The sequence below is a fragment of the Frateuria sp. genome, assembly GCF_035944355.1.
Classification (GTDB): domain Bacteria; phylum Pseudomonadota; class Gammaproteobacteria; order Xanthomonadales; family Rhodanobacteraceae; genus Frateuria_A.
Genome location: NZ_DASZBH010000009.1, coordinates 23686 through 48225, shown reverse-complemented (window position 1 = coordinate 48225; position 24540 = coordinate 23686). Strand labels below are relative to the sequence as shown.

Annotated in this window: 17 protein-coding genes, 1 tRNA gene and 1 riboswitch; of the genes, 10 read left to right on the top strand and 8 right to left on the bottom strand. The window is 69.5% G+C overall.

Translation table 11 applies throughout. The features are described from left to right. Positions 1-77: 77 nt before the first annotated feature. Together VGU03_RS06590 and VGU03_RS06585 are read right to left on the bottom strand one after the other, a co-directional pair. The gene (locus VGU03_RS06590) at positions 78-2210 is read right to left on the bottom strand and encodes an amylo-alpha-1,6-glucosidase (RefSeq protein ID WP_327479595.1); all 2133 of its coding nucleotides are present in this window, start codon (positions 2208-2210) and stop codon (positions 78-80) included. Continuing rightward, positions 2210-3319 carry a glycosyltransferase family 4 protein gene (locus VGU03_RS06585; RefSeq protein ID WP_327479594.1) on the bottom strand — a complete coding sequence of 370 codons (1110 nt, stop codon included), beginning with the start codon at positions 3317-3319 and terminating at the stop codon, positions 2210-2212. Before VGU03_RS06585 ends, VGU03_RS06590 begins: the two co-directional genes overlap by 1 nt. Before the next feature lie 89 nt (positions 3320-3408). Between VGU03_RS06585 and VGU03_RS06580 the strand changes: the two genes are divergently transcribed. After that, a complete protein-coding gene (locus VGU03_RS06580; RefSeq protein ID WP_327479592.1) occupies positions 3409-5301 on the top strand; it encodes an ATP-binding cassette domain-containing protein in 1893 nt (630 codons plus the stop codon). Positions 5302-5613: 312 nt separating this feature from the next. Next, complete coding sequence (locus VGU03_RS06575) at positions 5614-6756, top strand: glutathione-independent formaldehyde dehydrogenase (protein ID WP_327479590.1); 1143 nt, start codon at positions 5614-5616, stop codon at positions 6754-6756. A gap of 4 nt (positions 6757-6760) precedes the next feature. On the opposite strand, the gene ppc is transcribed toward VGU03_RS06575, so the two are convergent. Then, entirely contained in the window at positions 6761-9502 is a 2742-nt protein-coding gene (gene ppc / locus VGU03_RS06570) for a phosphoenolpyruvate carboxylase (RefSeq protein ID WP_327479588.1), read from the bottom strand. Positions 9503-9650: 148 nt separating this feature from the next. Further along, positions 9651-9725: riboswitch (S-adenosyl-L-homocysteine riboswitch) on the top strand. 50 nt (positions 9726-9775) lie between these two features. On the opposite strand from ppc, the gene ahcY reads away from it, so the two are divergent. From ahcY to VGU03_RS06550, 4 genes are all read left to right on the top strand, one after another. Next, complete coding sequence (gene ahcY / locus VGU03_RS06565; RefSeq protein ID WP_327479586.1) at positions 9776-11215, top strand: adenosylhomocysteinase; 1440 nt, start codon at positions 9776-9778, stop codon at positions 11213-11215. A 145-nt stretch (positions 11216-11360) separates the two neighbouring features. After that, the gene (gene metF / locus VGU03_RS06560) at positions 11361-12185 is read left to right on the top strand and encodes a methylenetetrahydrofolate reductase [NAD(P)H] (RefSeq protein ID WP_327479585.1); all 825 of its coding nucleotides are present in this window, start codon (positions 11361-11363) and stop codon (positions 12183-12185) included. Between the two features lie 31 nt (positions 12186-12216). Continuing rightward, on the top strand, positions 12217-12735 hold the full coding sequence (locus VGU03_RS06555; protein ID WP_327479583.1) for a DUF4124 domain-containing protein: 519 nt from the start codon (positions 12217-12219) through the stop codon (positions 12733-12735). A gap of 60 nt (positions 12736-12795) precedes the next feature. Further along, on the top strand, positions 12796-13713 hold the full coding sequence (locus VGU03_RS06550) for a branched-chain amino acid transaminase (RefSeq protein WP_327479581.1): 918 nt from the start codon (positions 12796-12798) through the stop codon (positions 13711-13713). A 181-nt stretch (positions 13714-13894) separates the two neighbouring features. Here VGU03_RS06550 and VGU03_RS06545 read toward each other — a convergent pair whose 3' ends face one another. The 5 genes from VGU03_RS06545 to VGU03_RS06525 all read right to left on the bottom strand — a co-directional run bounded on the left by VGU03_RS06545 (position 13895) and on the right by VGU03_RS06525 (position 17787). Next, the gene (locus VGU03_RS06545) at positions 13895-15193 is read right to left on the bottom strand and encodes a HAMP domain-containing sensor histidine kinase (RefSeq protein WP_327479579.1); all 1299 of its coding nucleotides are present in this window, start codon (positions 15191-15193) and stop codon (positions 13895-13897) included. Next, on the bottom strand, positions 15193-15879 hold the full coding sequence (locus VGU03_RS06540) for a response regulator transcription factor (protein WP_327479577.1): 687 nt from the start codon (positions 15877-15879) through the stop codon (positions 15193-15195). The genes VGU03_RS06545 and VGU03_RS06540 overlap by 1 nt, the downstream gene beginning before the upstream one ends. 409 nt (positions 15880-16288) lie before the next feature. Next, on the bottom strand, positions 16289-17161 hold the full coding sequence (rimK, locus tag VGU03_RS06535; RefSeq protein WP_327479575.1) for a 30S ribosomal protein S6--L-glutamate ligase: 873 nt from the start codon (positions 17159-17161) through the stop codon (positions 16289-16291). 27 nt (positions 17162-17188) lie between these two features. Continuing rightward, the gene (locus VGU03_RS06530; protein WP_327479573.1) at positions 17189-17650 is read right to left on the bottom strand and encodes an ATP-dependent zinc protease; all 462 of its coding nucleotides are present in this window, start codon (positions 17648-17650) and stop codon (positions 17189-17191) included. 63 nt (positions 17651-17713) lie between these two features. Next, positions 17714-17787, bottom strand: a tRNA-Gly gene (locus VGU03_RS06525). Positions 17788-18001: 214 nt separating this feature from the next. On the opposite strand from VGU03_RS06525, the gene VGU03_RS06520 reads away from it, so the two are divergent. The 4 genes from VGU03_RS06520 (at position 18002) to VGU03_RS06505 (ending at position 24481) form a co-directional block, all read left to right on the top strand. Continuing rightward, a complete protein-coding gene (locus tag VGU03_RS06520) occupies positions 18002-20239 on the top strand; it encodes a DUF6600 domain-containing protein (protein WP_327479571.1) in 2238 nt (745 codons plus the stop codon). 97 nt (positions 20240-20336) lie between these two features. Beyond that, positions 20337-21044, top strand: coding sequence for a tRNA (guanosine(46)-N7)-methyltransferase TrmB (gene trmB / locus VGU03_RS06515; RefSeq protein WP_327479569.1), 708 nt, complete (start codon positions 20337-20339; stop codon positions 21042-21044). 204 nt (positions 21045-21248) lie between these two features. Then, a complete protein-coding gene (locus tag VGU03_RS06510; RefSeq protein ID WP_327479738.1) occupies positions 21249-23066 on the top strand; it encodes an SLC13 family permease in 1818 nt (605 codons plus the stop codon). 233 nt (positions 23067-23299) lie between these two features. Further along, the gene (locus VGU03_RS06505; RefSeq protein ID WP_327479567.1) at positions 23300-24481 is read left to right on the top strand and encodes an MraY family glycosyltransferase; all 1182 of its coding nucleotides are present in this window, start codon (positions 23300-23302) and stop codon (positions 24479-24481) included. Positions 24482-24540: the final 59 nt, after the last annotated feature.

Genomic DNA, 24540 nt, shown 5'->3' with positions numbered 1-24540 from the left:
CGCTTGCGGAGGAATGACGCTCGGAAGCTTTCGAGGTAACGCGCCACAGGCGACTGGCGTCGTGTTCGCGGCTGGCGTCAGACCTTGGCCAGGATCCTCACGTCGGCCGAGCCGCCGGCGCGGAAAGCCACCGTGCGCGAGCCGATGCGCTCGAAGCCCAGATCGATGTTGTCGCCGCCGACGTCGAGCCGGTGCAGGGTCAGCCGGTCGACCCCGTCGGGCAGACTGGGCCGGTCGATGCGCACCTCGCCGCGGCGTCCGTCGACCTCCACGCCCAGGCAGGCCTGCAGCATCATGAACATCGACCCGGCGGCCCACGCCTGCGGCAGGCAGGCGACCGGATAGGCGATCGGCGGTTCGCCGGTGGCGCGCGGGAAGCCGCAGAACAGTTCCGGCAGGCGCATGCCGAAGTGCACCGCCGCCTCGAAGGTCTCGCCCAGCAGGCGCACCGCATCGTCGCGCTCGCCGTAGTGCGCCATGCCGGCGGCGCACAGCGCGACGTCGTGCGGCCATACCGAACCGTCGTGGTAGGACATCGGATTGAAGCGCGCCTGCTGCGTGGCCAGCGTACGCACGCCCCAGCCGCCGTCGAAGGCGGCGGTGCGGAACTGCCGGATCACCTTCTTCGCGCGCCACAGCTTGGGCAGGCCCACGTAGAGCAGATGGCCCACGTTCGAGGCGCGCACGCGGCACAGAGTGTCATTGCCGTCGCGGGCGATGCCGTAGTTGGACATCTCCTCGTCCCAGAACAGGTCCTCCACCGCTTTGCGCATGGCTAGCGCGCGGCGGCGCCAGCGGTCGGCGTCCTCTTCGTTGCCGCGGCGCTCGGCCAGTCGGGCCATGGCGCGCAGCGCGGCGTACACGTAGCCCTGCACCTCCACCAGCGCGATCGGCGCCGGCGGGATGCGCCCGTCCGCATGGAACACCGAGTCCTCGCTGTCCTTCCAGCCCTGGTTGAGCAGGCCGCCCTTCTCGCCCTGCGCATAGGTAAGGAAGCCGTGCCGGTCCCTTTCGCAGGTGCGCTCGATCCAGCCCATCGCGGCGGTGAGCGTGGGCCACAGCCTGTCGATGAATACCTCGTCGCCGGTGCGCTCGGCGTAAGCCCCGGCGAGCATCACGTACAGCGGCGTGGTGTCGACGCCGCCGTAGTAGCGGCCGAACGGCACCTCGCCCAGCTCGGCCATCTCGCTCTTGCGCGTCTCGTGCATGATCTTGCCGGGCGCCGAATCGCGGAACGCGGAAGTCTCGTGTGCCTGGTGCTCGGCAAGGTAGCCGAGCACGCCGCGCGCCAGCCCCGCGTCGAGCCACAGCAGCTGCAGCGCGGTGATGATGCCGTCCCGACCGAACGGCGTGGCGAACCAGGGAATGCCGGCGCAGGGATAGGGCCCGGTGGGAAATTCGCTGACCAGCAAGGCGATGTCCGCACGCGAGCGGTCCAGCCAGTTGTTGAACAGGCGGGCGTTGCTGCGCGGTCGCGCGCCGTGGACGCGGCGCTTGCGCATCGCCTTGCGGGCCTTGGCCGCGGCGGCGCGGTAGCGTTCGCGGCCCGGCTCCACCGCCTCGGGGCCGACTTCGATGAAGAGCTCGGTGGTGCTCAGGCGCGGCAGCGTCAGGCCGAGCTCGGCCGTGCGGCCGTCGAGCCGGTCTGGTGCGGTGGAGAAACTGATCACCGAGCGGCGCATCACGCCGTCCAGCCCGTCGTAGCGCAGCGCCACCCTGCCGCCTTCGACCTCGGGCGGATACAGCATGCCGCGGCGCGCCCGCGGCGTGCCGCGCACCTCGAAGATGTCGCGGAAATCCGCCTCGAAGCGCAGGGTGAGCGTCACCCGCACTTCGGAGTCGTCGTAGTTGACGCAGGAGATGCGCTCGTACATGCGCGCCCCCCAAAGGAAGCGCTCGCGCTCGAGGTGGATCACGCCCTGCGGCGTGGCTCGCTCGCCCATCGGCGGCAGCGGCTTGTTCGACAGGTTGGAGGTGAACAGCACGTTGTCGTGGCTGATCGCGGCGCTCAGCAGCGACGGCGGCCTGCCGCCCAGGTCCAGCGCGAAGGCCGACAGCATCCGCGTGTCGTTGTGGAACAGCCCGTCGGCCGCGCCGCGGATGTCGCCGAAGGCATCGCACACCACGAAGGTGTCGCCCGACTTCAGCGAGTACTGCCCGCGCGCGGTGCCGGCCGAAGGGGTTTCGTCGTCATGGGTCGCCTCAGTCATCACCTTGCCTCGTAGGCCAGCGGCCAGGCGGGCAACGCGGGGGCGACGCGGCAGCGGCGTTCGTACAGGTCCACGTAATGGCTGGCCATGATCTCGGCGGAAAAGCGCCGCTCGAAGGCGGCGCGCACCTGGCGGCGGTCCAGTTCGGGCAGCCGGCGCACGGCCTCGACCGCCTCGGCCTCGTTTTCGACGATGAAGCCGCTGACGCCGTCCTCGATCACCTCGGGCACGGCGCCGCGGTTCCAGGCGATCACCGGCGTGCCGCAGGCCATCGCCTCGATCATCACCAGGCCGAACGGCTCGGGCCAGTCGATCGGGAACAGCAACGCGGCGGCGTCGCCGAGGAACTGCTCCTTGTCGCCGTCGCCGATCTCGCCGACGAACTCCACCAGCGGATCGCCCAGCAGCGGCTGGATCTCCTGGTGGAAGTAGGCGCGGTCGGCCAGGTCCACCTTGGCCGCGATCTTCAGCGGCATGCCGCTCCTGCGCGCGATGGCGATGGCGCGGTCGGGCCGCTTCTCCGGCGAGATGCGGCCGAGGAAGGCGAGATAGCCGCCGCGGGGGTGCAGGTGCGGGCGATGCAGGTCCTCGGGCAGGCCGTGCGCCACCGTGCCGGCCCAGTTGGCGAAATGCAGCGGACGGCGCTGGTGGTGCGAGATCGATACCAGCGGATAGTGCGGCCAGCGCCGGTACACCTCGCCCAGGTCCTTCAGGTCCAGCCGTCCGTGCAGCGTGGTGAGGGTGCGGCCGGCACAGTCCTCGAACATCGGGAAATGCAGCATGTCGACGTGGAAATGCAACACGTCGAACTCGTCGGCGCGGCGCCGCACTTCCTGCAGCATCGACAGATGGGCGGCCAGTTCGGATTTCTGCTGTGTGGGGTCCAGGCGGATCGCCTGGTCGCGCACGGCCACCAGTTCGGCGCGGGTACGCGCGTCGGCACTGGCGAACAGGGTGACCTCGTGGCCGAGATCGACCAGCGTGTCGGTGAGCCAGGAAACGATCCGCTCGGTGCCGCCGTAGAGCCGCGGCGGCACCGATTCGCAAAGTGGGGTGATCTGGGCGATGCGCATGAATACCTCGGCGTCGCCGGCTTCCAGCCCGCGCACGCGTTGTAGGGCCTTGGGTCGCGCCGCATCCGCCAGTCCCGCATCCGTCAGACCACATCCATTAGGTCCGCGTCCGTTAGAATTGGCGAATGTCCCTGATCCAATTGCAGCACGTCGATTTCAGCATCGGCGGCCCCCTCCTGCTTGCCGATGTCGACCTGTCGATCGAGCGCGGCGAACGCGTCTGCGTCGTGGGCCGCAATGGCGAGGGGAAATCCACACTGATGAAGCTGATCGCCGGCCAATTGCAACCCGACGACGGTGAAGTGAGGGTGCAGGGCGGCGTCACCATCGCGCGGATGGCGCAGGAAGTGCCGCAGTCCACCGCCGGTTCGGTGTTCGACGTGGTGGCGCAAGGCCTGGGTGACCTGGGCCATCTGCTGGCGCGCTACCACCATCTGCTGGCCGCCGGCCTGCACTCGGACGACTCGTTCGCTGCGCTGGGCGAAGTCCAGCACGAAATCGAATCGCGCCAGGGGTGGGACCTGGACCGGCGCGTGGACGAGGTGCTGGTGCGGCTCGAGCTGCCGGGCGACACCGATTTCGCCGCGCTCTCCGGCGGCATGAAGCGTCGCGTGCTGCTGGCGCAGGCGCTGGTGACCAAGCCCGACGTGCTGCTGCTGGACGAGCCGACCAACCATCTGGACATCGAGGCGATCGGCTGGCTCGAGGGGTTCCTGAAGTCATTCGACGGCTCGATCGTATTCGTCACCCACGACCGCAGCTTCCTGCGCGCGCTGGCCACGCGGATCGTCGAGATCGACCGCGGCCAGCTCACCGACTGGCCCGGCGACTACGACAACTACCTGCGCCGGCGCGAAGAGCGCCTGCACGCCGAAGCCCAGGCCAACGCGCTGTTCGACAAGAAGCTGGCGCAGGAGGAAGTGTGGATCCGCCAGGGCATCAAGGCCCGGCGCACCCGCAACGAGGGCCGCGTGCGCGCGCTCAAGGCGCTGCGCCGCGAGCGCGCCGAGCGGCGCGAACTGGTCGGCAACGCGAAGATGACGCTGGCCAATGCGCAGGCCTCGGGCAAGAAAGTGGTCGAGCTCGACCACGTGCACCAGTCATACGGTGGACGCGTGCTGATCGAGGACCTGTCCACCACCGTGATGCGCGGCGACCGCATCGGCATCATCGGGCCCAACGGCGCGGGCAAGAGCACGCTGCTCAGGATCATGCTGGGCGAGCTCACGCCCGAGCGCGGCACGGTGGAGCTCGGCACCGGCATCCAGATCGCTTATTTCGATCAGCACAGGGTGCAGCTGGACGAGACGCTCAACGCGCTCGACAACGTGGCGCAGGGCCGCGAATACATCGAGCTCGGCGGCCAGCGCAAGCACGTGATCGGCTACCTGCAGGACTTCCTGTTCTCGCCCGAACGCGCCCGCGCACCGATCACGCGGCTTTCCGGCGGCGAACGCAACCGCCTGCTGCTGGCCAAGCTGTTCTCCCAGCCCTCCAATCTGCTGGTGATGGACGAACCGACCAACGACCTGGACGTCGAAACGCTGGAACTGCTGGAAGAGCTGCTGGCCGACTACACCGGCACGCTGCTGCTGGTCTCGCACGACCGCGCCTTCCTGGACAACGTGGTGACCAGCACGCTGGTGCTCGAGGACGAAGGGCGCGTGGGCGAGTACGTGGGCGGCTACAGCGACTGGCTGCGCCAGCGGCCTGCCACGCCGGCGCCTGCCCCGGCGAAGAGCGCGCCGGCGCCTGCCTCGAGTCCCGCGCCTGCACCGGCGCCTGCCCTGGCCCCGGCCCGCCGCAAGCTGAGCTTCAAGGACCAGCGCGAGCTGGAGCTGTTGCCCGCCCGCATCGAGCAGCTCGAGAACGAGGTCGCCGGGCGCTCCTCCGCCATGAACGAGCCGGCGTTCTTCCAGCAGGACAGCGCCGCCATCGTGCAGGCCAACGAAGCGCTGGCGAGGCTGCAGGCCGAGCTCGACGCCGCCTACGCGCGCTGGAGCGAACTGGAAGGCTGAGGCTGCTGCCCTTCTCTCCGAGGAGAGAAGGCGTGGCGTCTCAAGGTGCTTCCGGGAGCGCAGGCAACCACAGGCACGCCAGCGCGCCGCGGCTTGCCGTCATGCCGCGGCGTGAGCGCCACGCCGTGCGTCCGGACCCGGGCTTGCCGTCGCTGTGGCAACGGCGCCACTGCCGGGTCGGCTCACCCAGGGGCTACGTGGCCTTGCCATGGTGCGTACGCCCACACGGCTAGTTTCGCCTTCCTGCCCCCTTCTTTCCCCCACCGGCCGCGTGCAGCCACGCGGCCGGTGCCTGCCTGCAGGAGCGAGCCCATGAAAGCTGTGGTCTACAACGGCCCGCGCGACATCGGCGTGGCCGACGTGCCGGATGCGAAGATCGAGAAGCCTACCGACGCACTGGTACGCATCACCAGCAGCAACATCTGCGGCTCGGACCTGCACATGTACGAGGGGCGCACCGACCTGGAACCGGGCAAGGTGCTCGGCCACGAGAACCTTGGCGAAGTGATCGAGGTCGGCAACGCGGTCGAGCGCGTCAAGGTGGGCGATCGCGTGTGCCTGCCGTTCAACGTCTCCTGCGGCTGTTGCGAGAACTGCGAGCGCGGCCTGACCGCCGCCTGCCTGGTGATGAATCCCGGCAAGGTCGGCGCGGGCTACGGCTATGCCGGCATGGGCCCCTACCGCGGCGGGCAGGCCGAACTGCTGCGCGTGCCGCATGCGGATTTCAACTGCCTGGTACTGCCGCCGGATGCGCAGGAGAGGGAAAACGACTACGTGATGCTGGCCGACATCTTCCCTACCGGCTACCACGCCACCGAGCTGGCCGGCGTGATGCCGGGCGATACCGTGGTGGTCTATGGTTCCGGCCCGGTCGGCCTGATGGCGGCGTACTCGGCGATCATCAAGGGAGCCAGTAAGGTCATGGTCGTGGACGCGCACAAGGACCGCCTGGCGCTGGCCGAGCAGATCGGCGCGATCCCGATCCACGACACCGAGGACAGCGGCGTCGATCAGGTGCTCGAGCTGACCCAGGGCAAGGGCGCCGACCGCGGCTGCGAATGCGTCGGCTTCCAATGCTTCAACTGCGCCGGCCACGAGGTTCCCAACCTGACCATGAACAACCTGGTCCGGGCCGTGCGGGCCACCGGCTCGATCGGCGTGGTCGGCGTGTTCATGCCGCAGGATCCGGGCGCCGCCACGGAGCAGGCCAAGCATGGCCAGATCGCCTTCGACTACGGCCGACTCTGGGAGAAAGGCCAGCGCCTGGGCACCGGCCAGACCAGCGTCAAGCAGTACAACCGGCATCTGTGCAAGTTGATCGAAGCGGGCAAGGCCAAACCCTCTTTCATCGTGTCGCACGAGCTGCCCTTGGCGAAGGCGCCCGAGGGCTACCGGCACTTCGACGCCCGCGATGCGGGCTGGACCAAGGTCGTGCTCAAGCCGGCAATGGCCTGATCGCTCAACCGGTGTTCTGCAGACCCTGCGCCACGCCGTTGACGCAGGCGACCAGCGCGCGCAGCAGGGCCTCGTCCTCGCTGCCGCCCGCGCGCCAGCGGGCGAGCAAGTCCACGGTGAGCAGGCTCATGGGGTCGACGTAGGGGTTGCGCAGGCGGATCGACACCGCCAGGCGCGGGTTGTCGGCCAGCAGCGCATCGCCGCCCTTGAGCCGGAGCAGCCAGCGCCGCGTACGTTCGAACTCCTCGCGTATCAGCGCGAAGAACGGTTCGTGCAGGTCGCCGGCCAGGCGCGAGAACGCCTCGGCGATGTCCAGGTCGCACTTGGCCAGCACCATCGCCACGTCGTCCAGCGCGTTGACGAGGAACGGCCAGTCGCGCGCCATCTCCACGAGCGCCTGTTCACCGAACGCGGCAGCGCCCTGTTCCAGCGCGGCGCCCAGGCCGTACCAGCCGGTGATGATCGAGCGGCACTGGGTCCAGGCGAACACCCACGGGATCGCGCGCAGGTCGTGTACGCCACGCATGCTGCGGCGGCTGGCGGGGCGCGAACCCAGGGTCATGCGCTCGACCACGTCGATCGGCGTCGCGCGGCGGAAGTACTCGACGAAGCCTTCGCGCTCGACCAGCGCGCGGTAGTGCCGGCGGCTGTGCGCGGCGAGCGCCTCCATGCGTTCGCGCCAGGCCGCTTCGCGCGCTTCATGCGCGCGCGGGCGCAGCGAGGCGCGCAGCACCGCGCTCACGGTCTGCTCCAGGTTGCGCAGAGCCAGTGCGCGGATGCCGTACTTGCGGTGGATCACCTCGCCCTGCTCGGTCACGCGCAGCACGCCGGCGACCGAGCCGCGCGGCGAGGACAGCAGCGCCGGCGCCATGCGCCCGCCGCCGCGGCTGGCCGAACCGCCGCGGCCGTGGAAGAAGGCCAGCTGGATGCCGGCTTGCCTGGCCACCTCCAGCAGTTCCACCTGGGCGCGCTGCAGCGCCCAGCGCGAGGCCAGCGTGCCGCCGTCCTTGCCGCTGTCGGAGTAGCCGAGCATCACCCACTGGCGGTCTCCGCGCGACTGCAGGTGGGTCCGGTAGACGGGGTCGGCCAGCAGCGCGCGCAGCGTGGCCGGCGAGTGGGCGAGATCGTCGATGGTCTCGAACAGCGGCGCGATGTCCAACGGTACCGTGCTGTCCGTTTCGCCCTGCGAGGCGCCGGACGACACGGCGGGCGCTACCAGCCCGCCGTAACGCGCCAACGACAGCACGGCGAGCACGTCGGCGGCCGAGCGCGCCATGCTGATGACGTAGAGCCCGATCGCGCCGCTGCCGTAGCGCCGGCGCGCGTCGCCCAGGGTGACGAACACGTCGTATAGGCCGGTCACCACCTCCGCGTGGCTGATCGCGAAGCGCGCCCGGCCCGCCGCGTAGCCGGACAGTTGCTGCGCACGCTCCTGCGCCGGGCGGCCGGGCCATTCGTCATCGCTCAGCAGCGCGGCCAGTGCGTCGTCGTGCACGCGCGAGTCCTGCCGCACGTCCAGCCGCGCCAGGTGGAAGCCGAAGGTGCGCACGCGCCAGACCAGCCTTCGCACGGCGTAGGCGCCGGCATGCAGGCCGCGATGGGCGAGCAGGCTGCGATCGATCAGCTGCAGGTCGTCCAGCAGTTCGGCAGGCGAGGCGTAGCCTTCGGCGTGATCGTTCTCGCCGGTCGCCTCCAGCCGCGCACCGATCAGCGTGAGCAGGCAGCGGTAAGGCATGTCGGCATGGCGGGGGCGGATGCGTGCGGCGGCCTGCGGGAAGCGCTCGCGGTAGTCGGCCAGGCGCGCGGCGAGTTCGTCGTCGACGCCCACCCGGCCTTGGGTCTGGCTGAGCAGGCGCGCCAGCGCGGCGACGTCGGCGATGTAGTGCTCCAGTACGTGCGCGCGCTGGGTAGCGAGGCTGGCGGCGATGGTGTCGGCGCCGACATTGGGATTGCCGTCCATGTCGCCGCCGACCCAGCTGGCGAAGCCGAGCAGGCGTGGCAGCGGCGCGGCGATGCCGTAGACCGCCTGCAGCGCATCGGCCAGCGATTCGTACAGCGCCGGCACGATGCGGTAGACCGGATTGGCCAGGTAGAAGCCGACGTGGTGGTGCTCGTCCTGCACGGTGGGGCGCACCGGCGAGGCTTCAGCGGTCTGCCACCCCGCCGACAGCGCCATGAAGATGCGGTCCTCGTCCTCGGCGCGCTCCTGCGGCGTGCGGCTGGAGTCGAAGCCGTCCACCAGCGCGCGCACGATCGCCTGCTCCTTCTCCAGCAGCGAGCGGCGTACGGCCTCGGTGGGATGGGCGGTGAACACCGGCTCGATCCACAGCCGCGCGAGCCAGTCGAGCAGCTCCTGCGCGCCGACGCCCTCGGCCTTGAGCCGGCCCAGCGCGTCAAGCAACGATTCGGGTTGCGGCGCGCTGCCTTCGCGCTGGTAGTCGCGGCGGCGGCGGATGCGGTGCACGCGTTCGGCGGTGTTCACCGCCTGGAAGTAGGTGGCGAAGGCGCGCGCCAGCGCCTCGGCGTCGCCGCTGTGCAAGCCGTCCAGCGCGCTGGCCAGCGTGGCCGGCGGTTCGCCCTCGCGGCGACGCCGGATGGCGGCCTGGCGCACCGCCTCGACCCGCGCGAAGAACGCCTCGCCGCCCTGCTCGGCCAGCATCCGCCCGACCAGCCGACCGAGCTTGCCGACATCCTCCCGCAGGGGGCCGTCGTGCGGCAGGTAGTCGGCGTCGCGGCTGGCTTCCATGGGATCCTCCGGTGGGCGTCGATGAACACTACCGCAGGATGCTGCGGTGCAGCACGATCAAGGGCGCGAGAGGGTTTCGTGCACGGGCGTGGGCAGGCCGTCGCGCCTGCAAAGGGGCGGCGGCACGTTATAATGCGCCTCTTTCGTGCCCACCGAGGGGCGCTGCGACCGTCATGCGACGGCCAGGCTCGGCGGGCATATGCAGCAACGGCGCTCACCCATGCGGACCTTCGCCCGCAGAGGCGTTGGTTCCCCAAAGAACCGGAGACAAGCATGAACGCCGCCATCCAGGCCCACCCCAACCACGATTACAAGATCCGCGACATCTCCCTGGCCGATTTCGGCCGCAAGGAGCTGGACATCGCCGAGCACGAGATGCCCGGCCTGATGTCGATCCGCCGCAAGTACGCCCCGCAGGCACCGCTCAAGGGCGTGCGCGTGACCGGCTCCCTGCACATGACCATCCAGACCGCGGTGCTGATCGAGACGCTCAAGGACATCGGCGCCGACGTGCGCTGGGCCTCGTGCAACATCTTCTCCACGCAGGACCACGCCGCCGCGGCGATCGCCGCCTCCGGCACGCCGGTGTTCGCCTGGAAGGGCGAGACGCTGGAGGAGTACTGGGACTGCACGCTCGATGCGCTGTCCTTCCCCGACGGCAAGGGCGGCTTCTTGGGTCCCCAGCTGGTGGTGGACGATGGCGGCGACGTCACGCTGCTGATCCACAAGGGCTACGAGCTGGAGAACGGCAGTGACTGGGTCGACACCGCCTCGGGCAGCCACGAGGAGCAGGTGATCAAGAACCTGCTCAAGCGCGTGCACAAGGAGCGTCCGGGCTACTGGCACACCGTGGTCAAGGACTGGAAGGGCGTCTCGGAGGAGACCACCACCGGCGTGCACCGCCTGTACCAGCTGGCGCAGGAAGGCAAGCTGCTGATCCCGGCGATCAACGTCAACGACTCGGTCACCAAGAGCAAGTTCGACAACCTGTACGGCTGCCGCGAGTCGCTGGCCGACGGCCTGAAGCGCGCGATGGACGTGATGCTGGCCGGCAAGGTCGCGGTGGTATGCGGCTACGGCGACGTCGGCAAGGGCTGCGCGCACAGCCTGCGTGCCTATGGCGCGCGCGTGGTGGTCACCGAGATCGACCCGATCAACGCGCTGCAGGCGGCGATGGAAGGCTTCGAGGTCAACACCGTCGAGAGCACGCTGGGCCGCGGCGACATCTACGTCACCACCACCGGCAACAAGGACGTGATCCGCCTGGAGCACATGCAGGCGATGAAGGACCAGGCGATCGTCTGCAACATCGGCCACTTCGACAACGAGATCCAGGTCGATGCGCTGAACGCCTCGGGCGCCGAGCGGCTCAACATCAAGCCGCAGGTGGACAAGTACACCTTCAAGGACGGTCGCGCGATCTTCCTGCTGGCCGAAGGCCGGCTGGTGAACCTCGGCTGCGCCACCGGCCACCCGAGCTTCGTGATGTCCAACTCGTTCTCGAACCAGACGCTGGCGCAGATCGACCTGTGGGCGAACAAGGACCTGTACGAACCGAAGGTCTACATCCTGCCCAAGAAGCTGGACGAGGAAGTGGCGCGCCTGCACCTGGAAAAGATCGGCGTGAAGCTGACCACGCTGACCGCCGACCAGGCGGCCTACCTCGGCGTGCCGGTGGAAGGTCCGTACAAGGCCGAGCACTACCGCTACTGATCGATCCACTCCGACGACGAAGGGCCGCAGCGATGCGGCCCTTTTTCTTTGCGCGGCCCCGCGAGCGCCGTCCTGCGCCACGCCATCTATCGCTTCATCGCGATGAACGTATAGAATGTCGGCCACGCACCGCAGGAACCCACCGATGCCGCCCATCAGCTTCGAATTCTTCCCGCCCAAGACCGACGAGCAGCGCGCGCAACTGGATCGCGCCGCACAGGTGCTCAAGGCGCACGCGCCCGACTACGTCTCGGTGACCTTCGGCGCGGGCGGTTCGACGCTGAGCTACACCGCCGACACGGTGGCGCGGCTGCACGGCGAGCATGGCCTGCAGGTGGCGCCGCACCTGTCGTGCATGGGCGGCACCCGGGCGGAGATCGCCGCGCTGCTGGACGGCTACCGCGGCGCCGGTTACCGGCGGCTCGTGGCGCTGCGCGGCGACCTGCCCTCGGGCATGGCCTCGCCCGGCGACTTCCGCTACGCGGCGGAGCTGGTGGCGTTCATCCGCGAGCACTCGGGTGACCACTTCCACATCGAGGTGGCGGCCTACCCGGAAACCCACCCGCAGGCCGAGGACGCGCTGCGCGACCTCAGCCACTTCAAGGCCAAGGTCGATGCCGGCGCCAACGGCGCGATCACGCAGTACTTCTTCAACCCGGACGCCTACTTCCGCTTCGTCGACGACGTGCGCCGGCTGGGCGTCGCGGTGCCGATCGTGCCGGGCATCATGCCGATCACCAACTACAGCCAGTTGAAGCGCTTCTCCGACGCCTGCGGCGCGGAGATCCCGCGCTGGATCGCCAAGCGCATGCAGGCGCACGGCGACGACGCCGAGGCGATCCGCGCGCTGGGCGCGGAAGTGGTCGCGCAGATGTGCCGGCGGCTGCTCGCGGGCGGCGCGCCGGGGTTGCACTTCTATACGCTCAACCGCGCCCGCGCGACCCAGGCGGTGCTGGCGCAACTGGACTGAAGCCTCGCCGCCGAGCGGCTATGCTCGGCCGATGCCTGCGCTGCGCCTGTCCTGCCTGCTGCTTTTGAGCCTCGCCGCGTTCTGCGCGCGGGCGCAGACGCCGATCCGGCGCTGCATCGGCGCGGACGGCCAGCCGGTGTTCACCGACCAGCCCTGCGCCAGCCTGCAGGCCACGCCTGCGCCGGCAACCTCGGCCGCGATCGCGCCGCCCTCGCTGCGCCCGCCCGCGGTCACCTGCGCCGCCGATGCCGAGGCGCTGCGCCAGGCCGTCATCGACGCCTTCGCCGACGGCGACGCCAACCGTCTCGCCGGCCTGATGCTCTGGGCCGGCTACGGCAAGGGTGCCGCGGTGGCCGATATACGCGCCCTGTCCGCACTGATGCGGCGGCCCTTGCTGGGCATCGAGCTGGCGGATACGGCGGACGATCCAGCGGCCGGCAGGCCCGCGCTCGTCGTGCGCACGGTCGCCACGGACGACAGCGGCGGCGGCGAGGAAACCCGCTTCGCCATCGAGCCGCACTCCGGCTGCCTGTGGCTGCGCCAGGAATAGGCACGCGCGGCGGGACCGGTCCAGCGGGTATCATGGGCGGTCCCCTGCAGGAGAATCGTCATGGCGCAGCAATACCCCGAGTGGATCTGGCAGAACGGCGCGATCAAGCCGTGGCGCGAGGCCACCACCCACGTGATGTCGCATGCGCTGCATTACGGCTCTTCCGTGTTCGAAGGCATCCGCAGCTACGCCACGCCCGACGGCGCGGCGATCTTTCGCCTGACCGACCACCTCAAGCGGCTTTACCAGTCGGCGAAGATCTACGACATGGTGCTGCCCTACTCGCAGGACGATCTGGCCGCCGCCTGCCGCGAAGTGATCAAGAAGAACGGCCTGGCCGCCGCCTATCTGCGCCCGGTCGCCTACCGCGGCCTGGGCGGTTTCGGCCTCTCCGCCGAGACCCCGATCGACATCGCGGTGGCGGCCTGGCCGATGGGGCCGTATCTCGGACCCGAGGCGCTTGAGCAGGGCATCACCGCCTGCGTGTCGAGCTGGCAGCGCTTCGCGCCCAATACCATCCCCGCGGGCGCCAAGGCCGGCGGCAACTACCTCTCCGGCCAGCTGATCGCGCGCGAAGCGCGCCGGCTGGGTTTCGGCGAGGGTATCGCGCTGGCCAACACCGGCCTGCTCAGCGAGGGCGCGGGCGAGAACCTGTTCCTGGTGTTCGACGGCGTGCTGCACACCACGCCGGCCAGCGCTTCGATTCTCACGGGTATCACGCGCGATACGTTGAAGACGCTGGCGCGCGAAGACGGCATCGAAGTCGTCGAGCGCGACCTGCCGCGCGAGTACCTGTACCTGGCCGACGAGGTGCTGATGTGCGGCACCGCGGCCGAGGTGACGCCGATCCGCTCGATCGACGGCAAGCAGGTGGGCAACGGCACCGCCGGACGCGTGACGCGCCGGCTGCAGGAGCTCTACTTCGGCCTGTTCGACGGGCGCACCAACGACCAGTGGGGCTGGCTCGAACCCGTCTGACCGCTCTATTCCCGCTCTCCCGGCGCAGCCGGGGGAGCGGGTTGGGGAGAGGTGGAGGCCTTTCGCCTCCAAAAAAAAAGGCCGCAGCGATGCGGCCTTTTTTCTTCTTCGGCAATGACGAAGGTCTCCGCGAGCCCCGGTCCATATCCCGGCCCTCTTCCCGCGGGGGAGAAGTAAAAGATCAGCCCGGCTCGAACACCAGGCTCGCGATCGCGCCGTTGGCGTCGCTGCGCGGCCGCATCGATACCTGCCAGCCGTACAGGTCGCACAGCCGGCGCACGATCGCCAGGCCCAGCCCGGCGCCGCTGCCGCCGGCGCCTTCGCCGCGCACGCCACGCTGGAACAGCCGCTCGGCATCCTCCGGCTTGATGCCGGGGCCGGTGTCGATCACCTCGACCCGGCCGTGGCCGATCTCCACCCGCACCAGCCCTTCGAGCGTGTACTTGATCGCGTTGCCGATCAGGTTGGTCAACGCGACCGACAGCACCGAAGCCGGCGCGTTGACGCTCACCGGCGCGCCCACCGCCAGTTCGATGCCCAGCGGCTTGTCGCGCATCTGCGGGCGCTGGCTCTCGATCACGTCGGCCGCCACCTTGGCCACGTCGGTGGTCTCGCCGCGCGTGGGACCGCGCCGTTCCGCGCGCGAGAGCAGCAGCAGCGCCTCGATCAGCTCGGTGGCCTGGCGCGAGGAGCGCTCGATGCGCTTGAGCCGCTCGCGCAGCTTGTCGGTCAGATCGGGCGACCCCTGCAGCAACTCCGTGGTGCTGGCGATCACCGCCAGCGGCGTGCGCAGTTCATGGCTCACGTCGGAGTTGAACTCGCGGTCGCGCTCGACCATCGCGGTCAGCCGCGCCGCGTATTCGTCCAGCGCGAGCGCGAGCTCGCCGACCTCGTCGTCGGCAAAGTGCGGCGCCAGCGGCTCGGCCTTGCCGGCCTTGCGGAAGTCGCGCAGCCGTGCGGCCAGTTCGCTGACCGGCTTCAACACCTTGCGCGAGAGCCACAGGCCGATCGCCAGCGAGAGCAGGCCGAACAGGAACACCGCGCCGATCACACTGGCCAGCAGTTGCTGTTTGCCCAGCTCCTCGCGCGAGACGTCGTAGCGCAGGAAGCTGATGATGCCGCCCTGGTTCCACACGGCGAGCTTGTAGTGGTGGATCTTGCCGTCGTCGGCCGGCTCGTAGATGTCGTGCACGCCGTTGGCGGTGGCCAGGTTCTGCCAGGACAGCGGCAGCTTGTAGAGCGTGCGCTCGCTCTTGATCGTGCCGGTGAGCAGGCGCGAGCCCTGGGCGGCCTCGCCAGGATGCTCGCGCGCCTGCTGGTTGGCCCACTTGGCGTCGTCCAGCAGGCTGGCGTTGACCAGCTGGTCCTCGACCCGGGTGCGGATGTTGAGCGCCGCGAACGCGAACAACGCGCTGAGGCCGAAGCCGAACAGCGCGAAGGAGACGATCAGGCGGAACCGCAGCTTACGCCTGGACAGCATCAGGCTTGGACGGAATCAGGCTCGACCATGCGGTAGCCGATGCCGTGCCGCGTGTGGATCAGCGGCTTGTCGAAGGGTTTGTCGATCGCCGCGCGCAGGCCGTGGATGTGCACGCGCAGCGAATCGGAATCAGGCAGTTCCTCGCCCCACACGCGCTGTTCCAGGTCTTGCCGGGTGACCACCGAAGGGCTGGCTTCCATCAGCGCCTGCAGGAGTTTCAGGCCGATCGGGTTCAACTGGATCGATTTGCCGTCGCGGGTGACCGTGAGCGTGTCCAGGTTGTAGGTGAGGTCGGCGACCTTGAGCACGCGGCTCTGCGGACCCTTGCCGCGGCGCGCCAGCACTTCCAGCCGCGCGGCCAGTTCCTGCAGGGCGAAGGGTTTGGTCATGTAGTCGTCGGCGCCGGACTCGAAGCCGGTGAGCTTCTGCTCCAGCGCGTCGCGCGCGGTGAGCATCAGCACCGGCGTCTGCTTGTGCGCCTCGTGGCGCAGCTTGCGCGCCACGTCCAGGCCGTCCATGCCCGGCAGGGTGAGGTCCAGCACGATCACGTCGAAATCGTGCACCACGGCCAGGTGCAGGCCGGTGACGCCATCGCCGGCGAAATCGACCACGTGACCGCGGTCTTCCAGGTAATCGCCGATGTTGGTCGCGATATCGCTGTTGTCTTCGATCACAAGGACACGCATGCGCCACTCCATAGGCCACTGGCCGTCGAGGTTAGCAAGCTTAACAAGCTTGCCGTCACGGGGGCGGCCGCTGCAGGCCATGCCAATAAAAAGGCCCAGATGCCCGACTCGTCGCCGGCGCACCTGGGCCTAAAGCTTACTGCCCCGATACCGAAATCTGCCGTCACCGCCTTGCGGTAGGCGCAGGCACATTGCAGTAGAGAGTGTTATAGGTTCAGCACGGTTACGGCGGAGTTAATGCGATCTGACGGACGGGTTAAGCGGCGGCTCGATGCGGTCGCGTGCCCGTCCTGCCGACGAACTCGAAGCAGCCGCATTCCCTGGTGCGCCTATCGCCGCGGCAAGGGTCGCGGGCCCGAGGGTCGGCGGCTGAGGCAAGTGTCCGCCGCAGGGCTGCCCGTCCGGACCCTTATGGATGCCGTTCCACGAAGGCGATGATTTGCCCCGCGACGTCCACCCCGGTAGCGGCTTCGATGCCTTCCAGGCCCGGCGAGGCATTCACCTCCAGCAGCAGCGGCCCGCGCCGGGAGCGCAGCAGGTCGACGCCGGCGATCCCCAGGCCCAGCGCCGCGGCGGCCCGCACGGCGATGCGCTTTTCGTCGGCGCTCGGTATCACTTTCACTGCGCTGCCGCCACGATGCAGGTTGGCGCGGAAATCACCGGGGCTGGCCTCGCGCTGCATGGCCGCGATCACTTTCTTGCCGACCACGAAGCAGCGCAGATCGCTGCCCTTGGCCTCGGCGATGAACTCCTGCACCAGGAAGTTGGCGTACAGGCCACGGAAGGCTTCGATCACGCTCTGCGAGGCGCTGCGTTTCTCCGCCAGCACCACGCCGGTACCCTGGCTGCCTTCGTTCAATTTGATGACGTGCGGCGGCTCGCCGAGCATGGCCAGCACATCGTTGGTGTCGTCCGGGTTGTCGCCAAACACGGTCACCGGCATGTCCAGCCCGTGAGATGCAAGGATCTGCAAGGCGCGCAGCTTGTCGCGCGCGCGCAGCACCGCATCGGAGGAGTTGGGCGTGTACACGCCCATCATCTCCAGCTGACGCAGCACGGCCGTGCCGTAGAAGGTGGCGGTAGTGCCGATGCGCGGGATTACAGCATCGATGTCGCGCAGGGCCTTGCCCTTGTAGCGCACGGAAACGTCGTTCGGAGCGATGCGCACGTAGCAGCGCAGCGGGTCGAGCACGCGCACCACATGGTTGCGTTCGCGGGCGGCCTCGACCAGCCGGCGGGTCGAGTACAGCCGCGTGTTGCGCGACAGGATCGCGATCTTCATGGGAATGGCCGGTGAGGTTTAGGCGGCTCAGGACAGGCCCGGCTCCGCGGATGCGGCTCGGGGGCGTGGCTGGGTGTAGGAAAGCGCCGGGTCCACCGCGAAACGACCCAACAGGGCGCTGCGGCCGAGCAGCATGGGGAACAGCATATGCCGGCGGTCGGTGAGGCTGATGTCGATGGGGAAACGCTCGCCGGCCAGCAGTACCTCGCTGCGCACGAACCAGCGCTCGGTGCTGTGCCCGCCGGTGTCGGTGACCACGCGCCGCCCCATCGCCGGCGCCTCGCACTGCACGGCGTGCCGGTGCCGCGGCCCCAGCGTGAGCGAAAAGCGCAGCCAGGTCGCACCCTCGCGCTGGAAGGTGTCGAGCGCATCGACATGCAGCGAACTTGAGCGGGCGCCGGTATCGAGCTTGGCCTTGAGCTGGCCGATGCCGAACTGCGGCAACGCCAGCCGCTCCCGCCAACCGAGGGTGATCACGCCTGCATTCATCCGCACACGCCGCAGTCCGAAGAGAGGCCCGACGGGGATCGGGCTTTCGTGTTGGAGCGAAGCTGGAGCGGGTGAAGGGAATCGAACCCTCGTCAGTAGCTTGGGAAGCTACAGCTCTACCATTGAGCTACACCCGCGTTCGCCGGGATGGTAACCCGGGAACGACGGGCAGGAAATGCCCCGCGCGAAAAACCGGCGGCCGGCCTGGCCCAATGCCGTGTGAACCGCACATGGCGGCCGGCTGAACCGTCGTGCGCATCGGCCCATTGCCGGGTGAACGGCCGGCCCATAATCAGTCATCGCGTCGTGACGAGAGCCGTTCCCGTGCCCAAACATGGCGGAGAGAACATCATGCGTGCACCTTCGAAGCTGCAGCTGATCTGGCGCTCGTGCGCCGCAACCGTGCTGTTGTGCGCCTGCGGTGCGCTGCACGCGCAGGCGGCCGACACCGCGGGCGATCCGCCCGCCCGGGTCGCGCGGCTTTCCTACCTGGAGGGCGACGTCGGCCTGCTGCCTTCCGGCGGACAGGACTGGGGCGAAGCGGGCATCAACCGTCCGTTGACCAGCGGCGACCGGCTTTCCAGCGCCGCCGGCGCCCGCGCCGAGCTGGAGCTGGGCGGCGCCGCGCTGCGTGTGGACGGCCAGACCGACGTGGGCGTCCTGCAGCTGGACGACCGCATGGCCCAGCTCGAACTGACCCAGGGCACGCTCGCCCTGACCGTGCGCCGGCTGGACGATGGCCAGAGCTACGAGATCGACACGCCGACCGTCGCGCTGGTGGTCGACCATCCGGGCAGCTTCCGCGTCGACGTCGATCGCGACGGCCGGGGCACCCGCGTCACCGCCTTCGACGGGAGTGCCACGGTCTACGGCGAGAACGACGCGCAGCGTCTGGTCGTCGCCGGGCGCAGCTACCGCTTCGCCGATTCTTCGCTGAACGACGTCGCCTTGGAAGACATCGCAGGCGGCGACGGCTTCGACGCGTGGTCCAGCGAGCGCGACCGCCGCTACGCCGCCTCCCGTTCGCGCCGCTACGTTTCCGAAGACGTGATCGGCTACCAGGATCTGGACAGCTACGGCCAATGGCGCAGCGATCCTGACTACGGCACGGTGTGGTATCCGGCCGACGTCGGCGCCGACTGGGCGCCCTACCGAGACGGCCACTGGGCCTGGGTCGCTCCCTGGGGCTGGACCTGGGTGGATGACGCGCCCTGGGGTTTCGCTCCCTATCACTACGGACGCTGGGCCTGGCGCGACGGCTGGTGCTGGGTGCCCGGGCCGATCGGCTGGCGCCCGGTGTACGCGCCGGCGCTGGTCGCCTTCGTCGGCGGCGCGCACTGGGGCGTATCGATCGGCAGCGCGCCGGTGGGCTGGTTCCCGCTCGGCCCGGGCGACGTCTACGACCCGTGGTACCGCAGCAGCCGCAGCTACTACACCCAGGTCAACGTGACCAACATCTACGTGCGCAACGTCAACCGCACGGTGATCGTCAACCGCATCGACAGCCGCTACCGCGACTGGAACCGCGGCATCGCCCCGCCGGTGCGTGCCATGGGCCGCGACGGCCACGGGCCGCGCGGCTTCACCGCGATGCCTGCGCGCAACTTCGCCGAGGCCGACCGCGTGCAGCGGCACCAGCTGAGGCTGGACCCGAGCCAGCTTGCCGGCGCCTCGGTGCTGACCCGCGCCGCCACGCCGCGCCCCACGCCGCGCAGCTTCGCCCCGCAGCGCCCGCCGCAGGCGCGCCCGCTGCCCGCGCAGGGCTTCCGGCGCGAGGTCGTCGCATGGCACGCGCCGCGCGTGGACATGGCGTCCGACGACCGCATGCCTCGTCCGCGCCCGCAGGCGCCAGCGAACGTCCGTGTCCTGCAGCCCCGCGCGGCCACCCTGCCGTCGGTCGCGCGCATCGTCCCGGCCGATCGTGCCCGCCCGCCGCAAGCGCCCGCGGGCGACACAGCACGCTTCGCCGGCGGTCGCGACATCCGCAGTAGCGACGCGGCCGCCGCCAGACCCATTCGCGAGGAGCCGCTGCGTCCGGGTGAATTGCGCTCGGCGCGCTTCGCCCGCCAGGAGGGAGACCTACCGCGCGAACCGGCGCAGCGCCCGGGCAGCATGAGCTTCATTTCCAGCGGCGCGTCCGATCGCGAACCTGCCGCGCGTGGCGCCTCCCCGCTGCCGCAGGTACCGCGCTTCGAACGGGCCGCAGTGCAGCCCGCACCAGCGCGTCGCCTGGAAGGGGACACGCCCCGTTTCCAGCAGGCGGCGCCGAATGCCGACGCACAGGCGCGTGCGACACGCATCGAGGAGGCACGCATCGAGGAGGCACGCCGCGAACAGGCCATGCCGCCGCGCGGCGAAGTCGCCCAGCCGGCGCGCATGCGCGCGCCGGATTTCGAGGCGCAACTGCGTGAGCGCGCACCGCCACAACCGCAGCGTTTCGAGCGTGCCCCCGACTTCCGCTCGATGCGGCCGATGTCGCAGTCCCAACCGGTACCGCGCGCCGCCCCGCCCGCCCAGGCGCCCCAGCCGCATCCGCCGACGGAGCGTCCGCGGCACGAGGCGCCGCGCCGGCTCGACGAACAGCACTGAACGCCCCAGGCGGCGCCCGCGTGGCGCCGCCGCTACAATGCGCGCCCTCTCGGCGTGACCCACAAGCGCCCCGTCCATCGCAACCCAGGCGCACGCCGTGACCGACCAGCCCGACCTTCCCGACCAGCCCACGCACCTGCGCCGCATCCGCAGCTTCGTGCTGCGCGAGGGCCGCATGACCCCGGCCCAGCAGCGCGCCTTCGACGCGCACTGGGCCCGCTTCGGCATCGACTACACCGGCACCGTGCAGGACCTGGGCGCGCGCTTCGGCCGGCAGGCGCCACGGGTGCTGGAGATCGGTTTCGGCAACGGCGAGGCGCTGGCCTGGGCCAGCGAGCACGATCCGGCCCGCGACTACGTGGGCATCGAGGTGCACGGTCCCGGCGTGGGCCGCCTGATGAACGCATTGGCGGCGCGCGACGCGCACAACGTGCGCATCTACAAGCACGACGCGGTCGAGGTGCTGGAGCAGGAGATCGCGCCGGATACGCTGACCGAAGCGCGGCTCTGGTTTCCCGACCCCTGGCACAAGAAGCGGCACAACAAGCGGCGCATCGTGCAGCCGGAATTCGTCGCCCTGCTCGCCTCGCGCATGGCGCCCGACGGCCTGCTGCACCTGGCTACCGACTGGCAGCCCTACGCCGAACACATGCTGGAGGTGATGGAGGCGGCGCCCGCCTGGCGCAACGCCGTCGCGCCGGGCCGGTACGCGCAGAAGCCGGCCTGGCGCATCCAGACCCACTTCGAGCGGCGTGGCCTGAAGCTCGGGCACGGGGTTTGGGACCTGCTCTATCGCCGGGTGTGATGGGGTGCTCCCTCTCCCCGGAAAGGAGAGGATGCGAGCCGTGCGCGAGCCCCGAGGTTCACCAGCCGCTGGGATGCCCCGCTTATACTGGCCGACAAACAGGGACGGGCCCGGCCGCGTGAGGCAACCACTGCACAATCCCATCCGCTTCCACCGCCAGCCCCACCTGGACGATCGCTAGTGGCCCTCGCGCTCACCCCCGAAATGATCCTGGTGCTCGGGCTGGTGGGCTTCACCATGCTGATGCTGGTGCTGGAGTGGATCCGCGCCGACATGGTGGCGCTGCTGGTGGTGGTGGTGATCGGCCTGACCGGGCTGATTCCCTCCGATCGCGTGTTCAACGGCTTCGCCGGCAACGCGGTGATCGCGATCATCGCGATCATGATCATGGGCGCGGGGCTGGATCGCGCCGGCGTGCTCTCGCTGACCGCCAGCTTCGTGATGCGCATGGCGCGCGGCAAGGAGTCGCGCCTGGGCGTGGTGATCAACTCGGTCACGAGCCTCTTCAGTGCGGTGATCCCGAGCCAGGCGCTGGCGGCGCTGATGATCCCGGTGACCAGCCGCCTGTCCGCGCGCACCGGCGTGCCGATCTCGCGGCTGCTGCTGCCGATGGGTTTCTGCATCCTGACCGCGACCAACACGACGCTGATCGCCAACTCCCCGCTGATCGTCCTCAACGACCTGATCGCAAGCGCCAACGCCAACCTGCCGCCGGGCGCGCACACCATTCCGAAATTCGGCCTGTTCAGCGTCACGCCCGTAGGCCTGCTGCTTGCCCTGCTGGGCATCGCCTACTTCTGGCTGTTCACCCGCCGGCTGCTGCCCGAGCGCGAAGACGAACGGCTGAAGGTCACCCCCGGCCGTACCGAAAGCTACTTCGCCGAGACCTACGGCATCGGCGGCGAGACGGCCGAACTGACCGTCACCGCCGAGAGCCCGCTGGTCGGCATGAGCATCGGCGAAGTGGAACAGCTGCACGGCGCGCCGCTGATCCTGGCGATCAAGAGCGGCAACGACGCGCGCATGGCGCCGCCCGTCGACTACGTGATCTGGGTCGGCTCGGTGCTGGGCGTGCTGGCGCCGCGCGACCAGGTGGCGCAGTTCGCCAACAACCAGCTGTGCAAGGTGTCGCCGCGCATGCGGCAATTGGGCGAGCTGTTCAACCCGACCCGTGCCGGCATCTCCGAGGCGGTGCTGCCGCCGTCCTCGCGCTTCCTCAAGCAGAGCGTGGGCGACCTGCGGCTGCGCAAGCGTTACGGCATCTCGGTACTGGCGATCAACCGTGGCGATCAGGTATTCCGCGACGACGTGCGCGGCGTGAGCCTGCGTGCCGGCGACACGCTGGTGCTGCACTCGAGCTGGCACGACCTGGCGCTGGCCTCGGAAGACAAGGACCTGGTGGTCGTCACCGACATCCCCAAGGAGGAGCAGCGCCCAGGCAAGATCTGGCAGGCGGTGGGCTTCTTCCTGCTGGCCAAGTGCCTGGCGCTGTTCACCCACCTGGACCTGTCGGTGGCGATGATGACCGGCGCCATCGGCATGCTGCTGACCGGCGTGCTGAACATGGACGAGGCCTACAAGGCGGTCAACTGGAAGACGATTTTTGTTACCGCGTGTCTGATTCCGCTCGGCTGGTCGATGGACGCCACCGGCACGGCCGCGTGGCTGGCGCAGGAAGTGCTCAACCACCTGGGGGGTGCGTCGCCGTGGATCCTACAGGCCTGCCTGGCGGTGCTCACCCTGCTGTTCTCGCAGGTGATGTCGAACGTGGGCGCGACCGTGATGATGGTGCCCATCGCCATTAGCGTGGCGGTGGCCACCGGCGGCAACCCTTCGGCCTATGCGCTGATCGTGGCGGTATCCTCGTCCAACACCTTCCTGCTCAGTTCCGGGCATCCCGCGCTGATGATGGTGGCCGGCCCCGGCGGCTACCGCGGCAAGGATTTCCTGCGCGTGGGCGTGCCGCTCACCTTGCTGGTGCTGGTGGCCTCGCTGGTCGCCATCAACCTGATGTTCCGCTGAACCGCAAGCGGGCCGGACAGGCGCCTGGGCGCCTGCTTTGCAGGCTGCAGGGGCCTGTCTCCCATTGACGAGAATTGCACTGGCGGCTGCCTACTCTTGCCGGAAGCCCGGTCACTCGGGCCAGGGAACGGGGATATCCGGTTTTGCCTGCGCACGCAGGTGGTGCCGTGTTCGGTGGCGGGGAAGCTCCGTCTGCCGGCATGGCCCATTCAGGACGATGGGACACAGCCACTATGCAGTACTCCCGGATACTTATCGCTTGCCTTACCGCCGCCTGCGTCTCGGGGCTGGCGATCGCCGTGCTTTACCGCTTCGCCGAGTCCTGGGGCCTGGTCGACCGGCCGAACGAGCGCAAGCACCATGTCGGCCACGTACCCCTGATCGGAGGGCTGGCCGCGTTCATCGGCGTACTAGCCGGCACCGTGGTGGATGGGCAGCCGCATCTCTACACCGTCGCCCTGCTGGCTACCGCGGCCGTGCTCGCCCTGGTGGGCGCGCTGGACGACCGCTTCGACCTGTCCGTGCGCACGCGGCTGCTGGTGCAGACCGCTGCCGTGCTCACTATGGTCGCGGTGACCGGCGTGCAGATCCACACGCTGGGCCACCTGTTCGGCCAGGAGTTCGAACTGGGCGTGTTCGGCATACCGCTGACCGTCGTGGCGGTGATCGGCCTGCTCAACGCCTTCAACATGATGGACGGCATCGACGGCCTGGCCGGCACGCTGGCGCTGGTCAGCATCGGCGCCATCATTATGTACCAGGGCCAGCCGCAGTGGCCGGGGGTTATCGTGCTGGTGCTGCTGGCCGGCGCGCTGGTGCCCTACCTGGCGGTCAACCTGGGACTGGTCGGCAGGAAGATCTTCCTGGGCGACGCCGGCAGCATGGTGATCGGCTACATGCTCGCCTGGTCGCTGATCCACCTGAGCCAGACCGGCCCGACCCACGAGCTGTCCACCATGGACGTGCTCTGGTGCGTGGCGCTGCCGGTGCTCGACACGCTGGCGGTGATGGTGCGGCGCATCCGCGAGGGCAAGAGCCCGTTCAAGCCCGACCGCGGCCACGTACACCACATGATGATGCGCGCCGGCCTCGGCCCGCGCACCACGCTGGTGGCGCTGGTGACGCTCGCCATCCTGCTGGCGCTGACCGGCATGCTCACCCACTCGCTGGCGCCCGGCAGCAACCTGCTCGCCTTCGGCGCGCTCACGGCGATCTACGTGACGCTGATGGGCCGGGTCTGGCAGAAACTGCAGGCTACCCCGGCGACTCCGACGCTGGCCTCGCCGCGCCAGACGCTGGAAGCGACCGGCCGCCTGCCCAGCAACGTGGTGCGGCTGCAGTCCTCGGTGACGCTGCTGTCTCCGTATGCCAACAAGAAGGCTCAAGGATCCAAGCGCGGCTCAGCCGCCAAGTAGGAGCCAGGAGCCGGCGGGGCGGCGCTCTGACGAGCTGCCGCCCCGCTCCACCAGCGCAT